24 protein-coding genes and 1 pseudogene are annotated in these 20692 nt (G+C 70.0%); 12 read left to right on the top strand and 13 right to left on the bottom strand.

From position 1 onward, the window contains the following. Positions 1-30 precede the first annotated feature (30 nt). On the top strand, positions 31-912 hold the full coding sequence (locus Q9G87_RS09540) for a DNA-3-methyladenine glycosylase family protein (protein WP_305915878.1): 882 nt from the start codon (positions 31-33) through the stop codon (positions 910-912). Between the two features lie 45 nt (positions 913-957). Further along, a complete protein-coding gene (locus tag Q9G87_RS09535) occupies positions 958-1377 on the top strand; it encodes a CoA-binding protein (protein ID WP_305915877.1) in 420 nt (139 codons plus the stop codon). A gap of 254 nt (positions 1378-1631) precedes the next feature. On the opposite strand, the gene Q9G87_RS09530 is transcribed toward Q9G87_RS09535, so the two are convergent. After that, complete coding sequence (locus Q9G87_RS09530) at positions 1632-2420, bottom strand: hypothetical protein (RefSeq protein WP_305915876.1); 789 nt, start codon at positions 2418-2420, stop codon at positions 1632-1634. Positions 2421-2606: 186 nt separating this feature from the next. Here Q9G87_RS09530 and Q9G87_RS09525 point away from each other — a divergent pair, with 186 nt between their 5' ends. Next, entirely contained in the window at positions 2607-3770 is a 1164-nt protein-coding gene (locus Q9G87_RS09525; protein ID WP_305915875.1) for an NAD(P)/FAD-dependent oxidoreductase, read from the top strand. A 4-nt stretch (positions 3771-3774) separates the two neighbouring features. On the opposite strand, the gene Q9G87_RS09520 is transcribed toward Q9G87_RS09525, so the two are convergent. From Q9G87_RS09520 to Q9G87_RS09510, 3 genes are read right to left on the bottom strand one after another with little or no spacing between them, the layout of a single operon-like run. After that, positions 3775-4443: an alpha/beta fold hydrolase gene (locus Q9G87_RS09520; protein ID WP_305915874.1), complete on the bottom strand. Its 669-nt coding sequence runs from the start codon at positions 4441-4443 to the stop codon at positions 3775-3777. Then, positions 4440-5606: a YbfB/YjiJ family MFS transporter gene (locus Q9G87_RS09515; RefSeq protein WP_305915873.1), complete on the bottom strand. Its 1167-nt coding sequence runs from the start codon at positions 5604-5606 to the stop codon at positions 4440-4442. Before Q9G87_RS09515 ends, Q9G87_RS09520 begins: the two co-directional genes overlap by 4 nt. After that, positions 5597-6427, bottom strand: a complete 831-nt coding sequence (locus tag Q9G87_RS09510; protein WP_305915872.1) for an alpha/beta hydrolase family protein — start codon at positions 6425-6427, stop codon at positions 5597-5599. Before Q9G87_RS09510 ends, Q9G87_RS09515 begins: the two co-directional genes overlap by 10 nt. Positions 6428-6506: 79 nt before the next feature. Here Q9G87_RS09510 and Q9G87_RS09505 point away from each other — a divergent pair, with 79 nt between their 5' ends. Continuing rightward, positions 6507-7100 (top strand): TetR/AcrR family transcriptional regulator, encoded by a 594-nt coding sequence (locus Q9G87_RS09505; protein WP_305915871.1) that lies wholly within the window; start codon positions 6507-6509, stop codon positions 7098-7100. On the opposite strand, the gene Q9G87_RS09500 is transcribed toward Q9G87_RS09505, so the two are convergent. Together Q9G87_RS09500 and Q9G87_RS09495 are read right to left on the bottom strand one after the other, a co-directional pair. Then, complete coding sequence (locus Q9G87_RS09500) at positions 7082-7621, bottom strand: carboxymuconolactone decarboxylase family protein (RefSeq protein ID WP_305915870.1); 540 nt, start codon at positions 7619-7621, stop codon at positions 7082-7084. The genes Q9G87_RS09505 and Q9G87_RS09500 overlap by 19 nt on opposite strands. Positions 7622-7645: 24 nt before the next feature. Beyond that, a complete protein-coding gene (locus Q9G87_RS09495; RefSeq protein WP_305915869.1) occupies positions 7646-8380 on the bottom strand; it encodes a maleylpyruvate isomerase family mycothiol-dependent enzyme in 735 nt (244 codons plus the stop codon). A 128-nt stretch (positions 8381-8508) separates the two neighbouring features. On the opposite strand from Q9G87_RS09495, the gene Q9G87_RS09490 reads away from it, so the two are divergent. Further along, on the top strand, positions 8509-9570 hold the full coding sequence (locus tag Q9G87_RS09490) for a trypsin-like serine peptidase (RefSeq protein ID WP_305915868.1): 1062 nt from the start codon (positions 8509-8511) through the stop codon (positions 9568-9570). A 4-nt stretch (positions 9571-9574) separates the two neighbouring features. On the opposite strand, the gene Q9G87_RS09485 is transcribed toward Q9G87_RS09490, so the two are convergent. Further along, positions 9575-10174, bottom strand: a complete 600-nt coding sequence (locus tag Q9G87_RS09485; RefSeq protein ID WP_305915867.1) for a flavin reductase family protein — start codon at positions 10172-10174, stop codon at positions 9575-9577. Between the two features lie 25 nt (positions 10175-10199). Further along, entirely contained in the window at positions 10200-10934 is a 735-nt protein-coding gene (locus Q9G87_RS09480; RefSeq protein ID WP_305915866.1) for a TetR/AcrR family transcriptional regulator, read from the bottom strand. Between the two features lie 84 nt (positions 10935-11018). Between Q9G87_RS09480 and Q9G87_RS09475 the strand changes: the two genes are divergently transcribed. Next, complete coding sequence (locus Q9G87_RS09475) at positions 11019-12440, top strand: MFS transporter (protein WP_305915865.1); 1422 nt, start codon at positions 11019-11021, stop codon at positions 12438-12440. Continuing rightward, positions 12437-12775, top strand: coding sequence for a nuclear transport factor 2 family protein (locus tag Q9G87_RS09470; RefSeq protein ID WP_305915864.1), 339 nt, complete (start codon positions 12437-12439; stop codon positions 12773-12775). The genes Q9G87_RS09475 and Q9G87_RS09470 overlap by 4 nt, the downstream gene beginning before the upstream one ends. Before the next feature lie 6 nt (positions 12776-12781). On the opposite strand, the gene Q9G87_RS09465 is transcribed toward Q9G87_RS09470, so the two are convergent. Continuing rightward, positions 12782-14434, bottom strand: coding sequence for an FAD-binding dehydrogenase (locus tag Q9G87_RS09465; protein WP_305915863.1), 1653 nt, complete (start codon positions 14432-14434; stop codon positions 12782-12784). Here Q9G87_RS09465 and Q9G87_RS60625 point away from each other — a divergent pair. After that, positions 14418-14690, top strand: a pseudogene (locus Q9G87_RS60625) (SDR family NAD(P)-dependent oxidoreductase); the annotation flags it as partial. The gene Q9G87_RS09465 and the pseudogene Q9G87_RS60625 overlap by 17 nt on opposite strands. A gap of 76 nt (positions 14691-14766) precedes the next feature. Further along, a complete protein-coding gene (locus Q9G87_RS09455; protein WP_305915862.1) occupies positions 14767-15126 on the top strand; it encodes an SDR family oxidoreductase in 360 nt (119 codons plus the stop codon). A gap of 5 nt (positions 15127-15131) precedes the next feature. Here the strand turns inward: Q9G87_RS09455 and Q9G87_RS09450 are convergent, their stop codons facing one another. Further along, complete coding sequence (locus Q9G87_RS09450; protein WP_305915861.1) at positions 15132-15902, bottom strand: SigB/SigF/SigG family RNA polymerase sigma factor; 771 nt, start codon at positions 15900-15902, stop codon at positions 15132-15134. 288 nt (positions 15903-16190) lie between these two features. Here Q9G87_RS09450 and Q9G87_RS09445 point away from each other — a divergent pair, with 288 nt between their 5' ends. Then, on the top strand, positions 16191-17309 hold the full coding sequence (locus tag Q9G87_RS09445; protein ID WP_305915860.1) for a uroporphyrinogen decarboxylase/cobalamine-independent methonine synthase family protein: 1119 nt from the start codon (positions 16191-16193) through the stop codon (positions 17307-17309). Positions 17310-17344: 35 nt separating this feature from the next. Here the strand turns inward: Q9G87_RS09445 and Q9G87_RS09440 are convergent, their stop codons facing one another. Beyond that, positions 17345-17680, bottom strand: a complete 336-nt coding sequence (locus Q9G87_RS09440; RefSeq protein WP_305915859.1) for a helix-turn-helix transcriptional regulator — start codon at positions 17678-17680, stop codon at positions 17345-17347. Positions 17681-17810: 130 nt separating this feature from the next. Between Q9G87_RS09440 and Q9G87_RS09435 the strand changes: the two genes are divergently transcribed. Then, positions 17811-18089 carry a hypothetical protein gene (locus tag Q9G87_RS09435; RefSeq protein ID WP_305915858.1) on the top strand — a complete coding sequence of 93 codons (279 nt, stop codon included), beginning with the start codon at positions 17811-17813 and terminating at the stop codon, positions 18087-18089. Between the two features lie 2 nt (positions 18090-18091). On the opposite strand, the gene Q9G87_RS09430 is transcribed toward Q9G87_RS09435, so the two are convergent. Both Q9G87_RS09430 and Q9G87_RS09425 read right to left on the bottom strand, forming a co-directional pair. Next, positions 18092-18460 (bottom strand): STAS domain-containing protein, encoded by a 369-nt coding sequence (locus tag Q9G87_RS09430; protein WP_305915857.1) that lies wholly within the window; start codon positions 18458-18460, stop codon positions 18092-18094. Positions 18461-18587: 127 nt separating this feature from the next. Further along, positions 18588-19925 (bottom strand): MFS transporter, encoded by a 1338-nt coding sequence (locus Q9G87_RS09425; protein ID WP_305915856.1) that lies wholly within the window; start codon positions 19923-19925, stop codon positions 18588-18590. A gap of 186 nt (positions 19926-20111) precedes the next feature. Here Q9G87_RS09425 and Q9G87_RS09420 point away from each other — a divergent pair, with 186 nt between their 5' ends. After that, the gene (locus tag Q9G87_RS09420; protein WP_305915855.1) at positions 20112-20672 is read left to right on the top strand and encodes a hypothetical protein; all 561 of its coding nucleotides are present in this window, start codon (positions 20112-20114) and stop codon (positions 20670-20672) included. Positions 20673-20692: the final 20 nt, after the last annotated feature.

The raw sequence follows: 20692 nt of genomic DNA, 5'->3' as shown, positions 1-20692 counted from the left end.
CGCGAACGAGGTGGCCGATACCATGCGCGCATGACCACGCACGGCTTCACGCTCAGCGCCGAGGGCCCGTTCGACTTCGGCGCCTCGCTGCGGTTCGTCGAGGACTGGCCGGCCACCAGCGTGCTGCCCTCGGACGGGCGGGCGCTGCGCTTCGCCTACTGCGCGGAGTCCGACTGGCTGCCGATCGGCGTGACCGTCACGGGCGTGCCGGGCGGGGTGAGCGTGGCCACGACGCGGGCCGCGGGGCCCGGGATCCGGGGCGAGGTGGCGCGGATCCTCTCCCTGGACGTGGACGGCGCCGGCTTCGCCAAGCTGGGCGAGGCCGACCCGGTGCTGGGCGACCTGCAACGACGCCGCCCAGGGCTGCGGCCGGTGTGTTTCTGGAGCCCGTGGGAGGCGGCGTGCTGGGCGGTGATCGTGCAGCGCTCGTCGATGATCATCGCCTCCCGGATCAAGCAGCGCATCGCCGAGCGGTACGGCGCGCCGGTGACCGTGGACGGGCGGACCTACGCGGCTTTTCCCCCGCCCGTGACGCTGCTGGAAGCAGGCGGCCTGGGCCTGCCCGCGCAGAAGGAGGAGTGGGTGCGCGGCCTGGCCCGAGCGGCGCTCGACGGGCTGCTCACCGCCGAGCACCTGCGTTCGCTCGGCCCGGAGGAGGCGCTGGCCGAGCTGCGTGGCCTGCCCGGCGTGGGGCCGTTCTCCGCGGGGCTGATCCTGATCCGCGGCGCGGGCGCGCCGGACGCGTTCCCCGGCGACGAGCCGCGCCTGTTCGCGATCCTGCGCGAGGTGTACGGGCTGCCGGAGGACGCGCCGCCGGCCGCCTACCGGAGGCTGGCCGACTCGTGGCGGCCCTACCGGTCCTGGGCGTCCTTCCTGTTCCGGGCCTCCACGTACGGCGTCATGGACCCGTGAATCCGGCACCGGAAGTTACGCCGGGCCCGCGGTGTTGCCCAGGACATGGACAATCGTTACGCGGATGAGAAGGTCATCAAGCGGCTGCTCGGACAGGCACAGACGTGGGCTTTCGTGGGCCTCGGCAACCAGCCGCACCGTACGGCGTACGAGCAGGCTCGTCTGCTCCAAGTGCGAGGCAGGCGGATCATCCCCGTCCATCCTGCCGCCGAGACCGTGCTGGGCGAGCCGGGATACGCGTCGTTGTCCGACGTGCCGGCCAAGGTGGACGTCGTCGCCGTCTACCGGCGCTCCGAGCACGCGGGAAAGGCCGTGGACGAGGCGATCGCCACGGGCGCCGGGGCGGTGTGGCTGCCCCTTGACGTGATCGACGTGGCCGCGGCTCAGCGTGCTCGCGACGCCGGCCTCGATGTCGTCATGGATCGTTGCCCAGGAGTCGAATGGGCATTGCGCCGCCCTTCTTAGGTTCAAACTCGGTTTGCGATCCCCCTTCGCTGGGATTATTGGGTTATTTTAGGAGATAAGCCGAAATTCACACCAGGGATGCACATCACAGCTCCCCTCGGTTGCTCCACACTTCTCAAGAGGAGCGAAGCCATGACTATTAACCGCACTATGACGGCCGCACAGGTCTGCATGTCGCTGGTCCGTCTACCGGAGCCGGGTGAAGGCGACAGCTCCGACCGTTCGCGAAGACGCCGTCGTCGCCGGTGACCTGATCACTTCTTGGAGATGATGCGGCCCTTGAACATCGGGTGCTTGGTCTCCCAGTAGCGCCAGCCTTCGACCCTGGCGGGCACGTTGGCGATACCGGAGTCGATCTTGACGTGGCGACAGGTACGCAGCACCGACCACGCGGACCAGCCGATACGGTAACCGAGCACCCGGTACCACATGTTGCCGTACTTGCCGTCGCTGATCTCCTGGGTGTATTCGTGCCCAGTGAAGACCATGTGCCGCTCTTCGAGGTGAGGAAGGCCCAGCTTCCGCAGTTCGTCGACGACCTCAGTGGTACCGAACGTACGTGTGACCTCGTGTCGCTTCGACAACTCTGTCTCCAGGAACGCGAGGACTTCGTGTTCCCGCGTGACGGACACCGTCATGGAGCCGCCAGGGCCGTCGATGAAGCGGGTGCGGGGAACGAAGAAGTTCCTGGGCGACAGCCAGTGACGTTTCCAGAAGATGCGCGGTTCGCACCACCCGTGATCGCGAAAAACATGCTGATCGTGCTTCTGCTTCTGCACCTGCTCGTGATCATCGTCGGCTCCCGCACTGGTCGTCAAGGAGGCGACCAACACGACCGAGAGCGAGCCACTCATGGCCAGCCTCGTCGCCCTCCTCACCGAGTGACGGGGCTTCGGCCGGTCGGGAAGGGGCGTGAACATGTCCGTTCCTTTCAAGAAAAATGCGGCCACGCAGCCGCAGCGCGAAATGCGACCCGCAGCAGGCGAGCCGATCAGACCAGCACGATGCTTACAGTTGACGTGGTTCGGGTTGGAGCGCCACACCGCAGCCGGACCTCTCGCATCGAATAAAGAATTGGCGAAGAATCGTCAATTTGCTTTTCCCGCCGCCGATTGATCTGCTCTCGCTCGGCCTCCCGGGTAGCCGAAAACTGATGGGGGCGTGCCACTTCCTCCTGGTCTGTCCGATCCGCGATGCTGGATCGGGTAACCGGCGAAAGGAACCGATCCATGCGAGAGACCGGACGTGTGCTGCCCCCACATGCCTCGGCGGTCATCATCGGAGGCGGCGCCATGGGCGTCAGCTCGGCGTACGCCCTGGCGGCGGCCGGGGTGCACGACGTGGTCCTGATCGACAAGGGGCCGCTGGGCTCCGGCTCCACCTCGAAGGCGGCCGGAGGCGTGCGCGCGCAGTTCTCCGACCGGGTCAACATCGAGCTCGCCGTACGCAGCCTGGAGACGTTCGAGACCTTCGCCGACCGCTTCGGGCAGGAGATCGACCTGCACAAGCCGGGCTACCTGTTCCTGCTCGACTCGCCGGAGTCGGTGGCGGAGTTCGAGAAGAACGTGGCGATCCAGAACGACCTGGGCGTGCCCAGCCGGATGATCTCCGCGCGGGAGGCCGCCGAGCTGTCGCCGTTGATCGACACCGACGGGCTGCTCGCCGCCGCCTACTCCCCCAGCGACGGCCACTGCACCCCCGAATCCGTGGTGCTCGGGTACGCGGGTGCGGCCCGGCGACTGGGCGCGCTCCTGCTGCCCAACTGCGCCGCGACCGGCATCGAGACCGTGGACGGCCGCATCGTCGCGGTCCAGACCGACGGCGGCCGCATCGAGACCGACACCGTGATCTGCGCGGCCGGCGCCTGGTCGCGGGAGATCGGCGCGTGGGTGGGCGTCGACCTGCCGGTGACCCCGCTGCGCAGGCAGATCCTCGTCACCGAGCCGATTCCCGATCTGCCCCCGACCGCGTTCACCATCGACTTCGGCACCACGTTCTACTTCCACCGCGAGGGCCCGGGGCTGCTGCTCGGCATGTCCGACCCGGACGAGACCCCTGGGTTCAAGCTGGACCGGTCCGACGCCTGGCTGCCGCGCCTCGGCGAGGCCATGGCCCGCCGCGCCCCGGCCCTGATGGAGACCGGCATCGCCACCGGCTGGGCCGGCCTGTACGAGGTGACGCCGGACCACAACGCGCTCATCGGGACCGCTCCGGACGTCGACCGGTTCCTTTACGCCACCGGCTTCTCCGGCCACGGTTTCCTCATGAGCCCGGCCGTCGGGGAGGTGGTCCGGGACCTCTACCTGGGCCGGGCCCCGTTCGTGGACGTCACCGGCTTCGACGCCGGCCGCTTCGCCCTGGCCGGGGCCAGGCCGGAGCTGAACATCGTCTGACCGTTCAGCCGCCGATGTCGAGCAGGATTTTCAGGAGGTCCTGCGGGGCGTCCCGCATGAGGTTGTGCCCGCTGTCGAGCGCGTACGTGGTCCAGGAGGGGTCCGCGCGCAGCCGCTGGTAGATGGGGGTGAACGGCGATTGGTCCGCCCACCCCGCCGCGTACACGTAGACCCGCCGCCGGACGTGCGCCGCGTGCTCAGTGATCGGGAGAGGTTGGAGGAGCGAGGCGAGTGGGTGGGGCGTGGCTCGCGGATCGAAGAAGGGCAGGGGACGCACGGCGTCGCCGCTCTCCACCACGTCCACGTACCACTGCCGCTCGCGATCGGAGACCAGGCTCCACATGGAATCGCCGGGCTGCGGCACGACGGCGTCCAGGTAGACCAGCGAGTCCACCCGGCCCGGCACACGATCGGCGACCCCGGTGATCACCATTCCCCCGTAGCTGTGGCCGACCAGAACCGCGTCCTGGATGTTCTCGGCCGCCAGCACGCCGGTCACGTCCTGGATGTGGGTCTCCAGGTTCACCCCGCCATGCAGCAGATGGCTGCGCTCACTGAGCCCGGTCAAGGTCAGCGGGTGTACGCGGTGCCCATGACGGCGCAGCTCTTCAGTGAGCTGCTCGAAGCACCAGCCGCCATGGCACATGCCAGGAATCAGGACAAAGGTGGTCACTGCCGTTCTCCTTCTCTCGTGGTCGTGGGTGCGAGGCGTGGACGGCCTAGGGTGGCGGCGGCCGCCGCGCACAGGATCGCGGTCCAGGCCAGCGTGGCCTCGGTGGAGGTGTGATCGGCGAGGATGCCGGCGATCCACGGCCCGGCGGTCTGACCGGCCGCGAACAAGGTGGTGAAGGCGGCCAGCGTGGCCGTCCAGTCGGCGGGCGGGGTGCCGTTCCTGATGAGCGCGGTCACGGCGGCGGGAACGGCCATGAACGTCGCCCCGTAGACGACCGCGGAGGCGAGGATGACCGGCAACTCCGAGGAGGCCAGGGCCAGTGCGGCTCCCCCGGCGAGGACGGTGAGCAGCGCGGCGAGGGCTCGCTCACCGGGCCACTGGGTGATGGGGCGGCTCCACAGCGAGGGCGCCGCAATGACGGCCACCCCCAGGACCGTCCAGGTGAGTGTCACCTGCGCGATCGGGAGGTGCCGCTCGGCGAGGTAGGCGGACAGGAAGGTGATGTAGGTGATGTAGCCGGCGGCGAACAGCAGATACGCCAGGGCGGTCCGCCAGAGCGGGCGCACCCGGGCCCGCCCGGCGGTGGCGGCCGGCGCCTCCCTGTCCTCGCCGGTGTCCGCGGCGGCCCAACTCACCAGAGTCGCCAGCCCGGCGGCGACGCTGAGGCCGGCCCAGGCGAGCTGCCAGCGATCCCCCAGTGCCGGGATGGTCGCGCCGCTGACCACGATGCCCAGCCCGGTGCCGGCGAAGTAGACGGTGATGGGCAGGCCGGAGGAGATGCCGGTGGCGATACGCGCCGCGATCACACCGCCCGCGATGAACACCAGCGCCCCCGCAACCCCGGCGGCGGCCCGTGCGGTCAGCAGCACCAGGTGGTCAGCGCTCACCGCGGTGGCGGCGAGCGCCACCACGATGAGGATCATCCCCCAGCGGAAGGTGCCGGCGGTGCCCAGCCGGCGCCGGACGACGGGGGTCACCAGCGCGCCGAGCAGGTAGCCGAGCCCGTTGGCGGCGCTCATCACCCCTGCTTCGGCCAGGCTCCAGTGCAGGCCGTCCCGCATGGCCGGGACGAGCAGTCCGTACGCGAAGCGCGCGAGCCCGAGCGCCGAAGCGGTACCGAGCGCCAGCCTCACTGCCTGCCACAGCGCCGGGCTCACGGGCATCGCGCCAGGAAGCCCAAGATCGTACGCGCCAGCGTCACGCGATGGTCCGACAGAGCGTGGTCGGTGGCGAAGACATGATGTTCGAGCTGCTTGACGGGCTGCGCCTGGTACGCCGTGACCAGCGGTTCGTGATGCACTTTGTGCGGGGTGACGGTGTCGAGGCTGGTGCCGATGAGCAGCACCGGGCGGTCCGCCAGCAGCGGCGCGAGCCCGGCCAGCCGCCACGAGTCGCCGGCCGCCTCCATCTCGGCGACGAGCGCCTCCCCGCTGGCGCCCCGAAGCGGTCCGAGCTCCCCGGCGAACGCATCCACATAGCCCTCCCGCAGGCTCGGGTCAGCCCGGCAGAGCGCCGCCACCGTACCGAAGTCGAACCCCGCCACCGAGGCGACCGCGGCGATGGACGGGTCCGCCGCCGCGGTCATCAGCGCGGCGAATCCACCGAGGCTGTTGCCGATCAACATCACCCGTCGCGGATCGAGCCGGTACGCGGCGGCGAGCTCCTCCTCCCGCAGACCGGCCACGACCGCGGCCGTGTCCTCGAGCACATGCCCCCACGACCACGAACCCCCGGTGCCCCACGAGCCGCGATAGTGGAACACCAAGGACGCATAGCCCGCACGGCGCAGCACCTGTGCGAGGTCGAAGTTGCGTTCGTTGCCGGGGAATCCGTGCAGCAGCACGACGACCGGGTGCGGCCCGCTGCCTGCCGGAACGTGCAGGACGCCCGGCAAGGCCGCGCCGCCGCTGTCGAAGGTCAATGCGGGTGTGGCGGCGGGAAAGCGGGGATCGCCAGGAGGGTCGGTGGCAAGCGGGTCCGTCATCGAAGGCTCCAGAGATCGAACCGATCGGTACGATCCAAGACGCTAGCAGCCAATCGAACCGATCGGTACCATCTATGGCATGCCAGTCGCCAAAGGCTCGACGATCGACCCGGCCCGCACCCGCGCCGCCATCATCGAAGCGGCCACCCCGGTCCTGTACGAACGCGGACTCGACGGCATCGGCGTCGCCGAGTTGTGCGCCCGCCTAGAAGTGTCCAAAGAGACGCTCTACCGCCACTTTGGCACCAAGGACGGCCTCGTCCAGGCTGTGCTGGAAGCGCGCAGCGCGCGACTGACCGGCTGGCTGACGGAGGCCGTCGCGGCGGCCGGAGACGACCCCCACGACCAGCTGACCGCGGTCTTCGACGCCCTCCAGCGGTGGTACGACAGGCCGGCCTTCCGCGGCTGCGCGATGGTGAACGCGTCCGCCCAGCACCACGACGAGACCGTGCGTGCCCTCACCGCACGGCATCTGAACCGCTACCTCGACCTGCTCACCGGCATCGCCACGCGCGCCGGAGCCGCAGACCCGGGCACGCTGGGGCGCCAGCTGCTCATGCTGATCGAGGGCGCGACCGTTGTCGCCGCACATCACGGCACGGCCGGCACGGCCGGACAGGCCCGCGACGCCGCCCTCGCCCTACTGGGATCCCCTCAAGGGCCGGTGAGGTAGCCGTGGGCGACGATGTGCGAGGCGCGGCGCGCGTAGAGACCCGGGTCGTCGGGCGCGACGGTGGATAGACCGTCCACGTAACGGTTGTACATGCAGAACGCGGCCGCGATCAGCACCGTGTCGTGGATTTCGACGTCGGTGGCTCCGGCCTTCCTGGCTGCCTCGACGTCCTCGGGGGTGACCGCGGTCCCGCCGTGCCGCACGGCGGCCGCGATCGCCAGCAGGGCCCGGAGCTTGTCGGAGATGGGTGCGGTGCCGGGCTCCTCGCACGCGTGAGTGACCACGGGCTCACCGCCGGGAAGCTGAGCGGCGGCGAACGCTCCGTGCGACATCGCGCAGAAGCGGCACTCGTTGAGCGTGGACACGTACGAGGCGATGAGCTCGCGCTCGCCTCTCGACAGGCTGCTGTCGCCACGCAGCAACACCTCGGCCAGCTCCATCAGCACCTTGCCGGTCTCGGGACGGTACTGCAACAGCCCGACGATGCCCGGGGCGTCGTTCCCCAGCTCGATGTACGGCATCCGTTTCCTCCTGAGGATCGGCGGTCAGGCGGCGTAGTTGCGGACGACACGCAGAGCGTCGGCGGCGCGCGGGCCCACGGCGGTCAGGCCGGTCTGCTCGGGCACGAGCCGGCGAGCGCCGACCCGGCAGAACTCCGAGGCCAGGCCGGTGATCCGGTCCGGGGCGGCTGGGTCGCCGAAGGTCCAGCGGGTTCCGTCCGGTGCGGTGAGATCACAGAACACCGGGGCGTCGGGAAGGCCGGCGACGGCGAAGGCGTACGGCAGCGTACGGTGGGCCAGCCAGGCCACATGCCGCAGCCGGTCCGTGTCGGGGTAGGCGATGCCCAGCGGCACCGTGATGTCCAGGGCGTGCGCCCAGTGCTCGGCGATCCTGGTCGTGGCCAGGGTGCGCGGGGACAGCGGCGTCCTGACCCAGGACAGGCGCGTGCCCGGCGGATGGGCGCGCAGCGCGTCAGGAGTGGCGAAGGCGGCTTTGCGCCAGCGGGCCAGCAGGTCCGACGGCGGCATCCCGCGCTCCGCGGCGACCATCTCGTCGGCCAGGCCGTCCACGGTGGCCTCGGCGGAGGGAAGGAAGGCCGTCCCTTCCGTGATGGACTGACCGGTGACCGTTTCCTCGGTCTGGGCGAGATGCAGGACGACATCGGCAACGGTCCAGCCCGCCGCCGCCGATGGGTGGGACCACTGGTCCGGGGTCAGGGACTCCAATACCGCGTCCAGCTGACGGTATTCCGCAGCCAGATCATCGAAGATGTCCGTCATCGCCCCATCGTACGGAACTTTGTTCTGCGGGTTCCAGGCGCTGCCATATCCAGATACGCATACCTTGAGTCGGATCGACACCTCCGTACGTACCTCTGAGCGCAACTATCCGGTTTCGGGAGGTACGTATGCACCGCAGAGTCGCCCTGCTCTCCGCCGTCGCGCTCACCGTGGCAGGCGCCCTGGTCCCCGCGGGCGCCGCCCAGTCCAGTGCCTCGACCGGCCTCGACCCCAGGCGGCCCGTCGGCTGGTCGGGCGCCGACTCCTGGTCGGAGCGCAGGACCGTCCTGCAGTACTGGACGCCGCAGCGCATGCTGGCGGCGCAAGCGCTGGATGCGCCCGCGCCGCGACGCACGAGCCAGTGGGACGACCCGTCCCAGGGCACCCCGTGGGCGACCCGCGGCGCCGCGTCGACGACGGCCCGGCGTACTCCGTGGACCACCCAGGGCGCCGCCTGGTCGGTCCGGGGCGTGGCGGCCCAGCAGCGGACCCTAGTGCCCAACAGCCCCGGGCTGCGCTGGACCGACGGGGGCGGGGTCGTGCGCACCGTCGGGCGGGTGTTCTTCACCACGGCGGAAGGCCGCAACTCCGCCTGCTCCGGCACGGCCGTGACCAGCGCCAACGAAAGCGTCGTGATCACTGCGGGGCACTGCGTGAAGCTGAACGGCGCCGCGCACCGCAACTGGGTGTTCGTCCCGGGGTTCGACAACGGCCGCCGCCCCTTCGGCACCTGGGTCGCCACCACGCTGCTGACCACCCAGCAGTGGAACGCCCGAGAGGACATCAACTTCGACGTCGCCGCGGCCGTGGTCGCGCCGCTGCAGGGGCGGACGCTGACCGACGTCGTGGGCGGGCAGGGAGTGGCGTTCAACCAGCCCAGGCGGCGACAGATGTACTCCTTCGGCTTCCCGGCGGCGGCGCCGTTCAACGGGCAGCGGCTGATCTACTGCAGCGGGCGCGCGATCGACGACACCGTCATGACCAGCGACCTGGGGCTGCGCTGCAACATGACCGGCGGGTCCAGCGGCGGGCCCTGGTTCCAGGGTTTCGACGAGTCCACCGGGCAGGGCTGGCTGAACTCGGTCAACAGCTTCAAGTACAACTTCGCGCCGAACTTCATGTTCGGCCCCTTCTTCGGGAACGAGGCCATGGCCGTCTACCAGGCGGCGCAGAACACCAACGCGCTGTGAGCCGTCATGCCCGGGGTGTCTGGCTGCGGTAGGAGTGGCCGAGCTCCGGGCCGAGCCCGAAGTAGTGGCGGAAGTTGTAGATGAGCGGGCTCCAGGCGGCCGGGTCCACGTGGTCGGTGCCGGGCACGACGATGCGCGGGTCCGCGTGGACCTTGCCGACGACGGCCTCGGCGATGACGAACCAGCCCGCGACGCCCGGCCGTACCCGTTCGGCGCGGGCCTCCAGCTGGAGCGGGCACTCGGCGACCCGCGGCGGCCGTACGGTGTCGGACGGCTCGGCCCGCAGCCCCGCCGCGCCGAACTTGTCCGGCTCGAAGCGGCAGCCGTGCGGCTTGCTCGTGGGCACCGGATGGCGGCCGGTGAGCGGCGCCAGCCGCTCCACCGCCGCCCACTGGTGCGGCGCGGGCAGGTTGATCACCACCTCGGGGCGGCGCCCGAGGTTGTACGCGGTCTGGCCCTCCGCGCCCAGCCCGAGCACGATCACCTGGCCGAGTGCCCACGCCGAGGAGATGGGGGCGAGATTGGCCGACCCGTCGTCGTTCTCGGTCGACAGGAGCACGACCGGGGTGCCGAAGTACAGGATGGCGGGCTCGATGGCGATCATGGACTGAAGCCTAGGAGGCGGACGTTCAAACGGCGGTCGAAGGGTCGCGGGCGGGCGGGGACAGGCCGAGTGAGGCGATCAGGCCGATCATCTCGTCGCGGTAGATGGCGGCCGGCGAGTGAGTGAGCATTCGCAGATGACCGTAGATCTCCAAGGCCACGAGTCCGTGCATGCGGCCCCACACGCGCAGCGTGAGCGCGACGGCGGCAGGCGGCAAGCCGGGAAAGGCCGCCTGCACGTCCGTGGCCAGGCCGGGGTCGAAGGCGGACCAGTCGTAGTCGCCGCCGCCCGCGTGGCGTCCCGCCTCCGGCCAGGCCGCGGCCACCAAGCCGGTGAGTCCGGTGCAGGCGCGATGCTCCGCCTCCCGCGCCGGGCTCTCCTCCGGCGGCCGATATCCGGGGACGGGGTCCCCATAGATCAGCCGAAAGCCCTCCGGATTGGCCAGCGCCCACTCGCGCACGGTCTGGGCCCAGGCCAGGATCCGCCCGCCGGGGTCTGCGGCGGGCACGGTGTCGCGCGCGGCCTCCGCCGCGTCCACCAGCTCGGTGTAGAGCTCGCCGATGAGCGTGCTGACCAGGTCGTCGCGGGTGGCGAAGTAGCTGTAGATCGCACCGGCCGTCATGCCCATCTCCCGGGCGATGGCACGCAGCGAGATGGCGTCGGGTCCGCCGGCGGCCATGAGCTCGAGCGCGATCGACTTGATCTCGGCCGCGGTCTGTGCACGCAGCCGGTCGCGCCGGCTCATCGTTCGATCACTCACCCTTGACACTCTACAGCGTTACGCTACTGTTCGCCGTATGAAATTTGAACGCTGTGTAGAAACCAATCACTGTGTAGGTAGGTCGTGATCGCACGGCCCGGGCTCCGGCTGGCGCTGCTGGCGTTCACGCAGCTCATCGTGGCTCTCGACTACAACATCGTGTACGTGGCGCTGCCGGACATCGGCTCGGCCCTGGGCTTCACCGCCCAGTCCGTGCAGTGGGTGGTCAGCGCGTACGCCATCGGCCTCGGCGGGTTGTTGCTGCTCGGCGGCAGGGCCGTCGACAAACTCGGAGCTCGGCGCATGTTCGTGCTCGGCCTCACGTTGTACGGCGTCGCGTCGCTGGCCGGCGGCCTGGCAGCGGACTCGGGGGTGCTGATCGCCGCCCGCGCCGTCCAGGGCGTCGGCGGGGCCCTGCTCACGCCGGCCACGCTCGCGTTGATTTACCGCGGGTTCGCGGAGGGCGCGGACCGCAACCGGGCGCTGGGCGCCTGGGGCATGGCAGGCAGCGCGGGGCTGGCCGCGGGATCTCTGCTGGGCGGCGTGCTGACCAACTACCTGGGGTGGGAGTGGGTGTTCTTCGTGAACGTCCCGCTGGCGGCCGGGGCCGCTCTGGCCGCGCCACGACTGCTTCCTGCCGACTCCGGCCGTGTCTCCGGCTTCGGTGGTTTCGACGTGCCGGGCGCGCTGCTGGCCACGGCGGGCTCGACGCTGCTGGTGTTCGGCCTGGCGAGCGGGCCGGAGGCCGGCTGGGGCACGGTGCGCGGGGCCGGGGCGCTGGTCGCCGGGGCGGCACTGCTGGGCCTGTTGTGCCTGGTCGAGTGGCGCAGCCGCGATCCGCTGATCCCCTTGCGGCTGGTCCGCAGCCGTGGACCTGCCACCACGATGGTCGTCATCGGCGTGTTCCAGGGCACCCTGGGCGGCGGCTACTACGTGCTGACCTCGTACCTGCAGCCGGTGCTCGGCTACAGCGCGCTCCACGCCGGGCTGACGTTCCTGCCTCTCACCCTCGTCTGCATGGCCGCCGCGCTGCGGGCGGCGCCGATGATGCTGAGCCGGTGGGGCATCCGTACGACGCTCAGCGCCGGGATGCTCGGTACCGGAGCCGGGATCGCGATCCTGACCGCCGGCATGCCGATGGGCGGCGGCTTCTGGACACTCCTCCCTGGCAGCCTCGTCTGGGGCTTCTTCGGCGGCGTCGCCTTCGTCGCGCTGTTCGCCGCGGCCGGGGCCGGGGTCGCGCCGCAGGAGCAGGGCGTGGCGTCGGGCCTGGCCACCACCGCCAAGGAGGTCGGCGGCGCGATCGGCCTGGCGATCCTCGTCGCCGTCGCCACCGCGGGAGTGAACGCGGGCGCACCGGCGGCCGAGATGCTCGACGGCCTGCATGCGGCCGGATGGGCGGCCGCGGCCGTCACCGCACTCGGCGGCCTCGTCGCCCTGGCACTCAAACCCGCCCCTCAGCAGCAGCAGTCCACGACCACCCCTTTGGAAGGAATCACCTCATGAACGACCTCATTCTCCGGTACCTCGACGTCTGGAACGAGCGCGACGCCGCCACGCGTCAGGTCCTCATCAAGGACGTCCTCACCGAGGACTCTGTCTACAGCGACCCCGACCACGCCGGCCTGCACGGGCACGCCGAGCTCTCGGAGGCGATCGGCCGGGCGCACGAGAAGCTCGGCGACCTGATGTTCAGCCTGGGCACCTTGATCGGCGCCCATCACGACACGGCGTTGTTCACCTGGAAGCTCGGCGCTCCTGACGCCCCCGTGGCCACCGGGTACGACGTCGTGGAGTTCGCGGGAGATCGTATCCGCCGGGTGATCGGCTTCTTCGAGTAGCCCCGGTCAGCCGGCGGCGGCGCGGCCGGCCTGGCGGCCGGAGAACAGGCAGCCCCCGAGGAACGTGCCCTCCAGCGCGTTGCACCCGTGCACGCCGCCGCCGCCGAACCCGGCCACCTCCCCCGCCGCGAACAACCCCTCGACCGGCCGCCCGTCCCGGCCCAGCGCCCGCGAGTCCAGGTCGGTCTGGATGCCGCCGAGCGTCTTGCGGGTCAGCACGTGCAGCATGACACCGATCAGCGGACCGGCGGCCGGATCGAGGAGCCGGTGCGGCGTGGCGACGCGGCCCAGCCGGTCGCCGACGTAGCGGCGCGCGTTGCGGATGCCCTGGACCTGGGCGTCCTTGCTGTAGGGGTTGGCCAGCTGCAGGTCGCGGGCCACGATCTGGCGGCGGACGAGGGCGGGGTCGAGCAGCGGCGCCTTGGTCAGCTCGTTCATCCGCGCCACCAAGTCCTCCACGGTGGAGGCGACGACGAAATCCGCGCCGTGCCGTTTGAAGGCCTCCACTGGGGCGGGCGCGCCCTTGCCGACCAGCCGCTCCTTGAGGAAGGCCCGCCGGTCCTTCCGGGTGATGTCGGGATTCTGCTCCGAACCCGACAGCGCGAACTCCTTCTCGATGATCTTCTGGGTGAGCACGAACCAGGAGTGGTCGTGCCCGGTGCTCCGCAGATGCCGCAGCGTGCTCATCGTGTCGTAGCCGGGCAGGCACGGGTCGGGCAGCCGCCGGCCCAGCGCGTCCAGCCACAGGGAGGAGGGGCCGGGCAGGATCCGGATGCCGTGTCCCGGCCAGATGGGATCCCAGTTGCGGACGCCCTCGGTGTAGTGCCACATGCGGTCGCGGTTGACCAGCCGCGCCCCGGCCTGGGCGCTGATCTCCAGCATGCGCCCGTCGACGTGGGCGGGCACGCCCGTGAGCATGCTCTCCGGCGCGGGTCCGAGGCTCTCGGGCCAGTAGCGGCGTACCAGCTCGTGGTCGCCGCCGATCCCGCCGCTCGTGACGATCACGGCGGGGGCGGCGAGCTCGAACTCGCCGACCGGCTCGCGGCTGGAGGTGACACCGCGCGGCGAGTCGTCCGCGGCCAGCAGCGTCCCGCGCACGCCCTGGACGGCGCCGCCGGACACGACGAGCTCGTCGACCCGGTGACGGTGGCGGAAGGTGACCAGCCCCTCGTCGGCGGCCTGCCGGACCCGGCGGACGAACGGCTCCAGCACGCCCGGCCCGGTCCCCCACGCGATGTGGAAACGCGGCACGGAGTTGCCGTGCCCGTCCGCGCGCAACCCGCCGCGTTCGGCCCAGCCGACGGTGGGCAGCAGCTTGACGCCGAGGCGCTCGAGCCAGGCCCGCTTCTCCCCGGAGGCGAACTCCACGTATGCCCGCGCCCACTGGACCGCCCAGGAGTCCTCGTCGTCGAGGCGGTCGAACCCGGCACTGCCCTGCCAGTCGTGCCAGGCCAGTTCGAAGGAGTCGCGTACGCCGAGCCGGCGCTGCTCCGGCGAGTTGACCAGAAACAGGCCGCCGAAGGACCAGTGGGCCTGGCCGCCGAGGTTGGCCGCGTTCTCCTGGTCGAGCAGAAGAACCTTCTTGCCTGCGTCGACGAGCTCACAGGTCGCCACCAACCCGGCCAGGCCGGCTCCGACGACGATGACATCAGCGTTCATGCAGGGGGATCCGTCCGGGAGAGCTTTCACACGATGGACATGGAGACTACCGAGCGGTCCTTGGGGGACCAAGGTTGGCATGAGCGACATGTACGACCTGGTAGCCATCGTCACCGGGGCCGATTCCGGCATCGGCAAGGCCACTGCCGTGGCGCTGGCCGAGCAGGGGTTCGACGTCGGCATCACCTACCACAGCGATCGCGACGGCGCGGAGGACACGGCCGGGCTGGTACGCGGGCTCGGCAGGGCCCCGGCCGTGCGCCGGCACGATCTGACCGACCCCGAGCGGGCCGCGGCGGTCGTGGACGAGCTGGCCGCGGTCCGTCCTGGCGGTGGACCTCGACGGCGCCTTCCTGTGCGCGCAGCGGGCCGCCAAACGCATGATCGCCTCCGGCCGGGGCGGCCGCATCGTCAACGTCACCAGCGTGCACGAGGAGTATCCGCGGGTGGGCGCGGGCCCGTACTGCGCGGCCAAGGGCGGGCTGCGCCTGCTCAGCCGCGTCCTGGCGCTGGAACTGGCCGAATACGGCATCACCGTGGCGCCCGGCGAGATCGCCGCGGTCATCGCCTTCCTCGCCGGCCCTGCCGCCTCGTACGTCACGGGGGCGACCGTCTACGTCGACGGCGGCCTGGGACTGATGGGCCCGCAGGCCGCCGGGGCGCTCGGCTCGGGCGACTGGCGTACCGGATAGGCCGCTCAGTCCTGCAGCTGAGCGCGCAGCTTGGCCAGCACGGCGCGCAGGATGCGGGACACGTGCATCTGCGAGATGCCGAACTCGGCGGCGATCTCGGATTGGGTCATGTTGCCGTAGAAGCGCATGAGGAGGATGTTGCGTTCCCTGTCCGGCAGCGCGTCGATGAGCGGCTTGATCGCGTAGGCGCCCAGCAGGTCGTCCAGCGTGTCGTCCTGCGCGGGCAGGAAGTCGCCCAGGTCGGCCGCGTCCTCCTCGCCGCCGACCGGCGCGTCCAGCGACAGCGTGTTGTACGCCGCCGACGCGTCGAGCGTGAGCAGCACGTCCTCCTGCGAGATGCCCATCTTGGCGGCCAGCTCCCCGACGGTCGGCGCGTGGCCGAGCGTCTGCGTGAGCTCGGCGGTCGCCTTGTTGAGCTCCAACCGGCGCTCCTGGAAGACGCGCGGCACCCTGATGGCCCAGGTACGGTCGCGGAAGTGCCGCTTGACCTCGCCCACCATCGTGATCATCGCGTAGCCGCGGAACTCGTGCCCGAGGTCCGGGTCGAAGCCGTTGATGGCCTTCATCAGTCCGACGTACGCGGCCTGGCGCAGGTCCTCCATGGGTTCGCCGCGGTGGTAGTAGCGTCGCGTGACGTCGTTGACCAGACCTGCGTACATCTCCACCAGACGCTCACGGATGCGGATCTTCTGCAGGTCCGAGGTCTCCGGCCGCTTCATCTCGGCCAGCAGCTGCTCGGCGGTCATCTCTTCGAACGCGATTTCCAGGACTGCCATCGGATACTCCAAGAGTAAGTCTCAGGCGCCCCTGCACACCAAAAAAGTCCAGGCAGAGGCACACCACGCCGTTCGCGTGAGTCGAAGCCCTCTGCTGGACTTCGGGATCAGTAATTCCCACCCAATCCCCACTTATCGCCATTCTAGATCACGAAACGATCACACTGCAAGAAACATCTCAGGGGTGGACGACCTTGCCCCTGTGGCGGACAGTGGCGGGTGGACTCTCTCACCTCACGGCGGACGCGGCCCCCCGATCTCCCGCGTCCCTGACACCGAGGAGGAAGTATGCCCGCGATCCACCACGCCGAGCACGTCGGGAGCCTGCTGCGGCCGCCCGAGCTGCTGCAGGCCAGGCAGGCGCGCGAAAAGGGCGAGGTGAGCGGCGAGGAACTGGCCAAGCTGGAGGACGACGCGGTGCTGGCCGCGATCCGGCTCCAGCGTGAGGCCGGGATCGAGGTCTTCACCGACGGCGAGATGCGGCGGGCCACCTGGATGGCGGGCCTGCTGGAGTCGCTGGGCGGGGTGGTGCCGGTCGAGGTGCCCACGGCGGCGTGGTTCAGGGAGGACGGCATGCCGCCGCCCGAGGAGACCGCGTTCCAGATGGTGGCCGCGAATGCCAAGCTCACTCAGAAGGCGCATCTCACCGCCGTCGAGGCCGGTTTCATGGCCCGGCACGCATCCGGTCAGTTCAAGATCACGATGATGAGCTCCTCGATGGGGAACCTCCTGTGGCGGCCGGAGCTCAGCCAGGCCGTCTACCCCACGCCCGGCGACATGATGCGCGACCTCGTCTCGCTGCGGATCAAGGAGATCGAGGAGCTGCTGGGCCTGGGGGTCAACTGGATCCAGCTGGACTCCCTGAGCTACAACATGGTGTTCGACGCCGACTTCCGCGCGCGCCTCATGGGACCCGGCGCCCCCGGCCCTGAGGCGATACTCGACGCGACGGTCGCGGTGGACGCCGAGCTGGTGCGCGCCACCAAGGCCATGAACCCCGACGTCACGGTCGGGATGCACATCTGCAGGGGCAACAACCGCAGCGCGTGGATGTCCACGGGAGGCTACGAGCCGATCGCCGAGCGGTTGTTCGGCGAGGTGCCGGTGGACCGGTTCCTGCTCGAGTACGACACCGAGCGGGCCGGCGGGTTCGAGCCGCTGCGGTTCGTGGCCCAGGGCACCACCGTCGTCCTCGGACTCGTCTCCTCCAAGGTCCCGACGTTGGAGTCGCAGGACGACCTGCGCCGCCGGATCGACGAGGCCGCCAAGTACGTGCCGCCGGAGAACCTCGCGATCAGCCCGCAGTGCGGCTTCGCCTCCACGGCCAGGGGCAACCTGCTGACCGTGGACGACGAGCGGCGCAAGCTGGAGTTGGTCGTCGACACCGCCCAGAGGGTGTGGGGCTGAGCCGCGTCCGGCGGGGCACTGGCCGGTTCAGCCGGTCAGTGCGACTCGAGCGACTGGTCCTGGGAGAGGTCGTGCCGGGTGAACAGGTCGATGAGGAGGCGGACGGGCAGGTTGGCCTCGGTCGGGTAGCGGAAGGACTGATCGAGGTGGAGGATGTAGCGGTTGCGCCGCCCCACCCGCTCGCGCGCCACGTAGCCGGCCTCGTGCAGGTCGGTCACGATGCCCTGTACGGCGCGTTCGGTGATGCCGATGCTGGCGGCGATGTCGCGCAGCCGGACCTCGGGATCGCGGGCGATCTCCAGCAGAACCCGGGCATGGTGGGTGAGGAAGGTCCAGGAGGAAGAAGAAGAACGATCGTGGTAAGTGCTCACCGATTCTCACGCTCCTGGCCGCAGACTAGTGTCCCCTTCGACAGCGTAGGGCCCGCGGATGTTTCGGTACCCAAAGCCGGGTATGACCTTGTTCCGGGTGACGATCGTACCGGGCGGAAAGGAGCCCCATATGGAACAGCCGGGTATCGACAGCCGGCGGACCGCCGTGCCCACCGGGCACGTCTCCTGCACTCCGGCTCCGGCCGCCCAGCTTTTCGAGATCGCCGTGCTGGACTCCACCGGCGAGGACGGGCTGGGCCGCTGGCACACGATCGGCTGGGGCGTCGACCGGGTGCATGCTGACAGCATCGCTGAGTCATTCGTCACCCGGCCGGTCCGCCCGTACGACGCGGCGCAGATCCGGCAGAACGGCCACCTGGTCGGCGAGCACCGCCGCCCGGCCGAATAGCCCTACGAGGAGGGGTTTTCCGGCTCACCGAAGGGCCGCAGCCGCATGAGCCGCATCAAGCGGCGCATCTGGTACGGGGTGTCGCGGATGGGCGCGCCGGTCCGCTCGGCGAAGGCCACCAGTGCCCTGACTGCCGTGACGTCGGCGAAGCCGACCTGGCCGACGTCGAGGACGAGCGGATGGTCGATCCGCCGGGACCGTTCCAGCATGCGCAGCACCTCGGCGCTGTTGGTCTTGTCGAGCTCGCCGATGATGCGGATCAGCGCCGAGCCGGGCGTCACAGCGCAGGTGACGCGAACGAGATGATCGACGTAAAGCAACTGGCTGACGGTGGTCATGGGCTCGCCGTCCGCCTTGCTTACGCGGCGCATACGGCAGCTCACCCCTCCCTGCTGCCCGCGACGGAAGGATTGTTCTGGCCGGACAGGTTCACCGTAACATGCGATGAGAAATACCGGAATAGATTTTCTGTAGAAACTCTTCCCCTGTGGGCTCGCCTCACTCCGCGGCTTTTGACGGGTGCGGCTCGTCGTACTCGACCGCGTAGTCGTAGTGCGAGCGATCCTTCAGCGCGAACGCCGCCACCACGCTGATCAACGCGCAGATCGCCATGTAGATCGCGATGGACAGCGAGCTCTGGTAGGTCGCGTACAGCCAGACGGCGATCAGCGGCGCCGGCCCGCCGGCCGTCACCGAGGCCAGCTGGTAGCCGAGCGAGGCGCCGCTGTAACGCAGCCGGCCGGTGAAGCTCTCGGCGATGAACGTGGCCTGCGGGCCGTATTGGATGTCGTGGATCGGCGCGGCCAGCACGATGGCCAGGAAGACCAGCGACGGGACGCGGGTGTCCAGCAGCGGCCAGTAGATGAAGGACCAGACGGCCATGGCGGCGGCGCCCACGATGTACAGGCGCCTGCGGCCCACGAGGTCGGAGATGTAACCCCAGAACGGAACCGTGAAGAGCGAGACGATGCCCGCGACGATCACGTACGTGTAGACGTCGCTGGCCTCGAAGCCCAGCGTCTTGGTGGCGTAGGTGAGGACGAAGACGGTGAAGATGTAGAACGGCGCCTGCTGCCCGGTGCGCAGCAGCGCGCTCAGCACGATCTCCCGCCAGTTCCTGACGATGACCTCGCGCACGGGGACCCGCTCGACCTTGTTCTCCGCGAGGACCTTGGCGAAGACCGGAGTCTCCAGGATGCCGAGCCTGATGTAGAGCCCGACTGCGGCCATCACGATGCTGAGCAGGAACGGGATGCGCCAGCCCCAGTAGGGGTCGACCGGCTGGAAGGTCTGCAGCGCCAGGTAGCCGAGCACGAGACCGACGGGGACGCCGAACTGCGGCCAGCTTCCGAGGAAGCCGCGCCGCCCGCCGCGCGACTGGCCCCACTCGGTGGCGAGCAGGACGGAGCCACCCCATTCGCCGCCGACGCTGATGCCCTGCAGCAGGCGCAGGAGGGTCAGCAGGATGCCGCCCCAGATGCCGATCTGCTCGTAGGTCGGCACCAGGCCCACGAGCGCGGTGGCGACGCCCATGGCCAGCAGCGTGATGATCAGGGTGGCCTTGCGGCCGATGCGGTCACCGTAGTGGCCGAAGATCGCCGCGCCGATCGGGCGGGCGGCGAAACCGCCGAAGTAGGTGCCGAGCGCGAGCAGCAGGCCCGTGGTCGGATCGCTCGTGGGGAAGAACAGCTGCGCGAAGATGGTGCTGGCCGCGAAGCCGTACAGGAAGAAGTCATACCATTCGATCGAGGTGCCGACGGCCGAGGCGATCACCGCCCGGACCAGCTGTCGTCTCTTTTCCTGGCCAGTGGCGTCGAGCGCCCACTCCTCTACCATCTACCGCTCCTCGGTAGGCCTTGCTTTCCCGTGACGTTACCTGAAGTGGTGGTGACGGTCACGAGGCAGATTTCGCGGGAAAGGGAGTGACCGGCTCGGCCGGTGCGATCGTGGCTTCCGTACGTGCTGGGTTCAGTGGTGTGTTCACGGGTAGCGGGAGGCCAACGCCGAGAGGAGGGCCGAGCGATGCGTCCTATCGCCTCTGCCGTGATCGTCATGGCCCTGGCGGCCGCCGTCGGTTGTCAAGGCCATGCTGGATTCGACACCAGCGCGAAGGACATCCCCCAGAATGAGGGGGCCAACGTCGATGTGGGGTCCACCCTGCATCTGCGTAACGTCTTCCTGCTGGGTGGCGCCGACCCGGCCTCGCCCGCCCCGCAGCAGGCCCTGTACGCGGTGCTGATCAACGAAGGCAATCAGCCGGCGCGGCTCGAACGCATCACCATCGAAGGCGGCGGGTCGGCCCAGCTCCCCGGGCCTGTCGCCCTGCCTCCGAACCAGCTCGTCGGCTCCGGCGAGAAGCCACTCTGCACGGTCACCGGGGTGCGCCCGCGTGGCACCACGGTGCCGATGACGTTCGTCTTCAGCGGCGCCGAGCCTGTCCGCGTGAATGTGCCGATCAAGGAGAAGACCGGCGTCTACACCCGGCTGACACCCCCGCCGACCGGCTCGCCCTCCCCCACCGCCCCGGGCGCCGGCTCGCCCTCCCCTGCTCCGACGGGCACCGCGTCACCGACTCCGTCCTGACCTATACACCGAACCAAGCG

Source organism: Nonomuraea turcica (assembly GCF_030718205.1).
GTDB lineage: Bacteria > Actinomycetota > Actinomycetes > Streptosporangiales > Streptosporangiaceae > Nonomuraea.
Note: the sequence above shows the minus strand (reverse complement) of the source record. Positions and strands in the feature narration are given on the sequence as shown.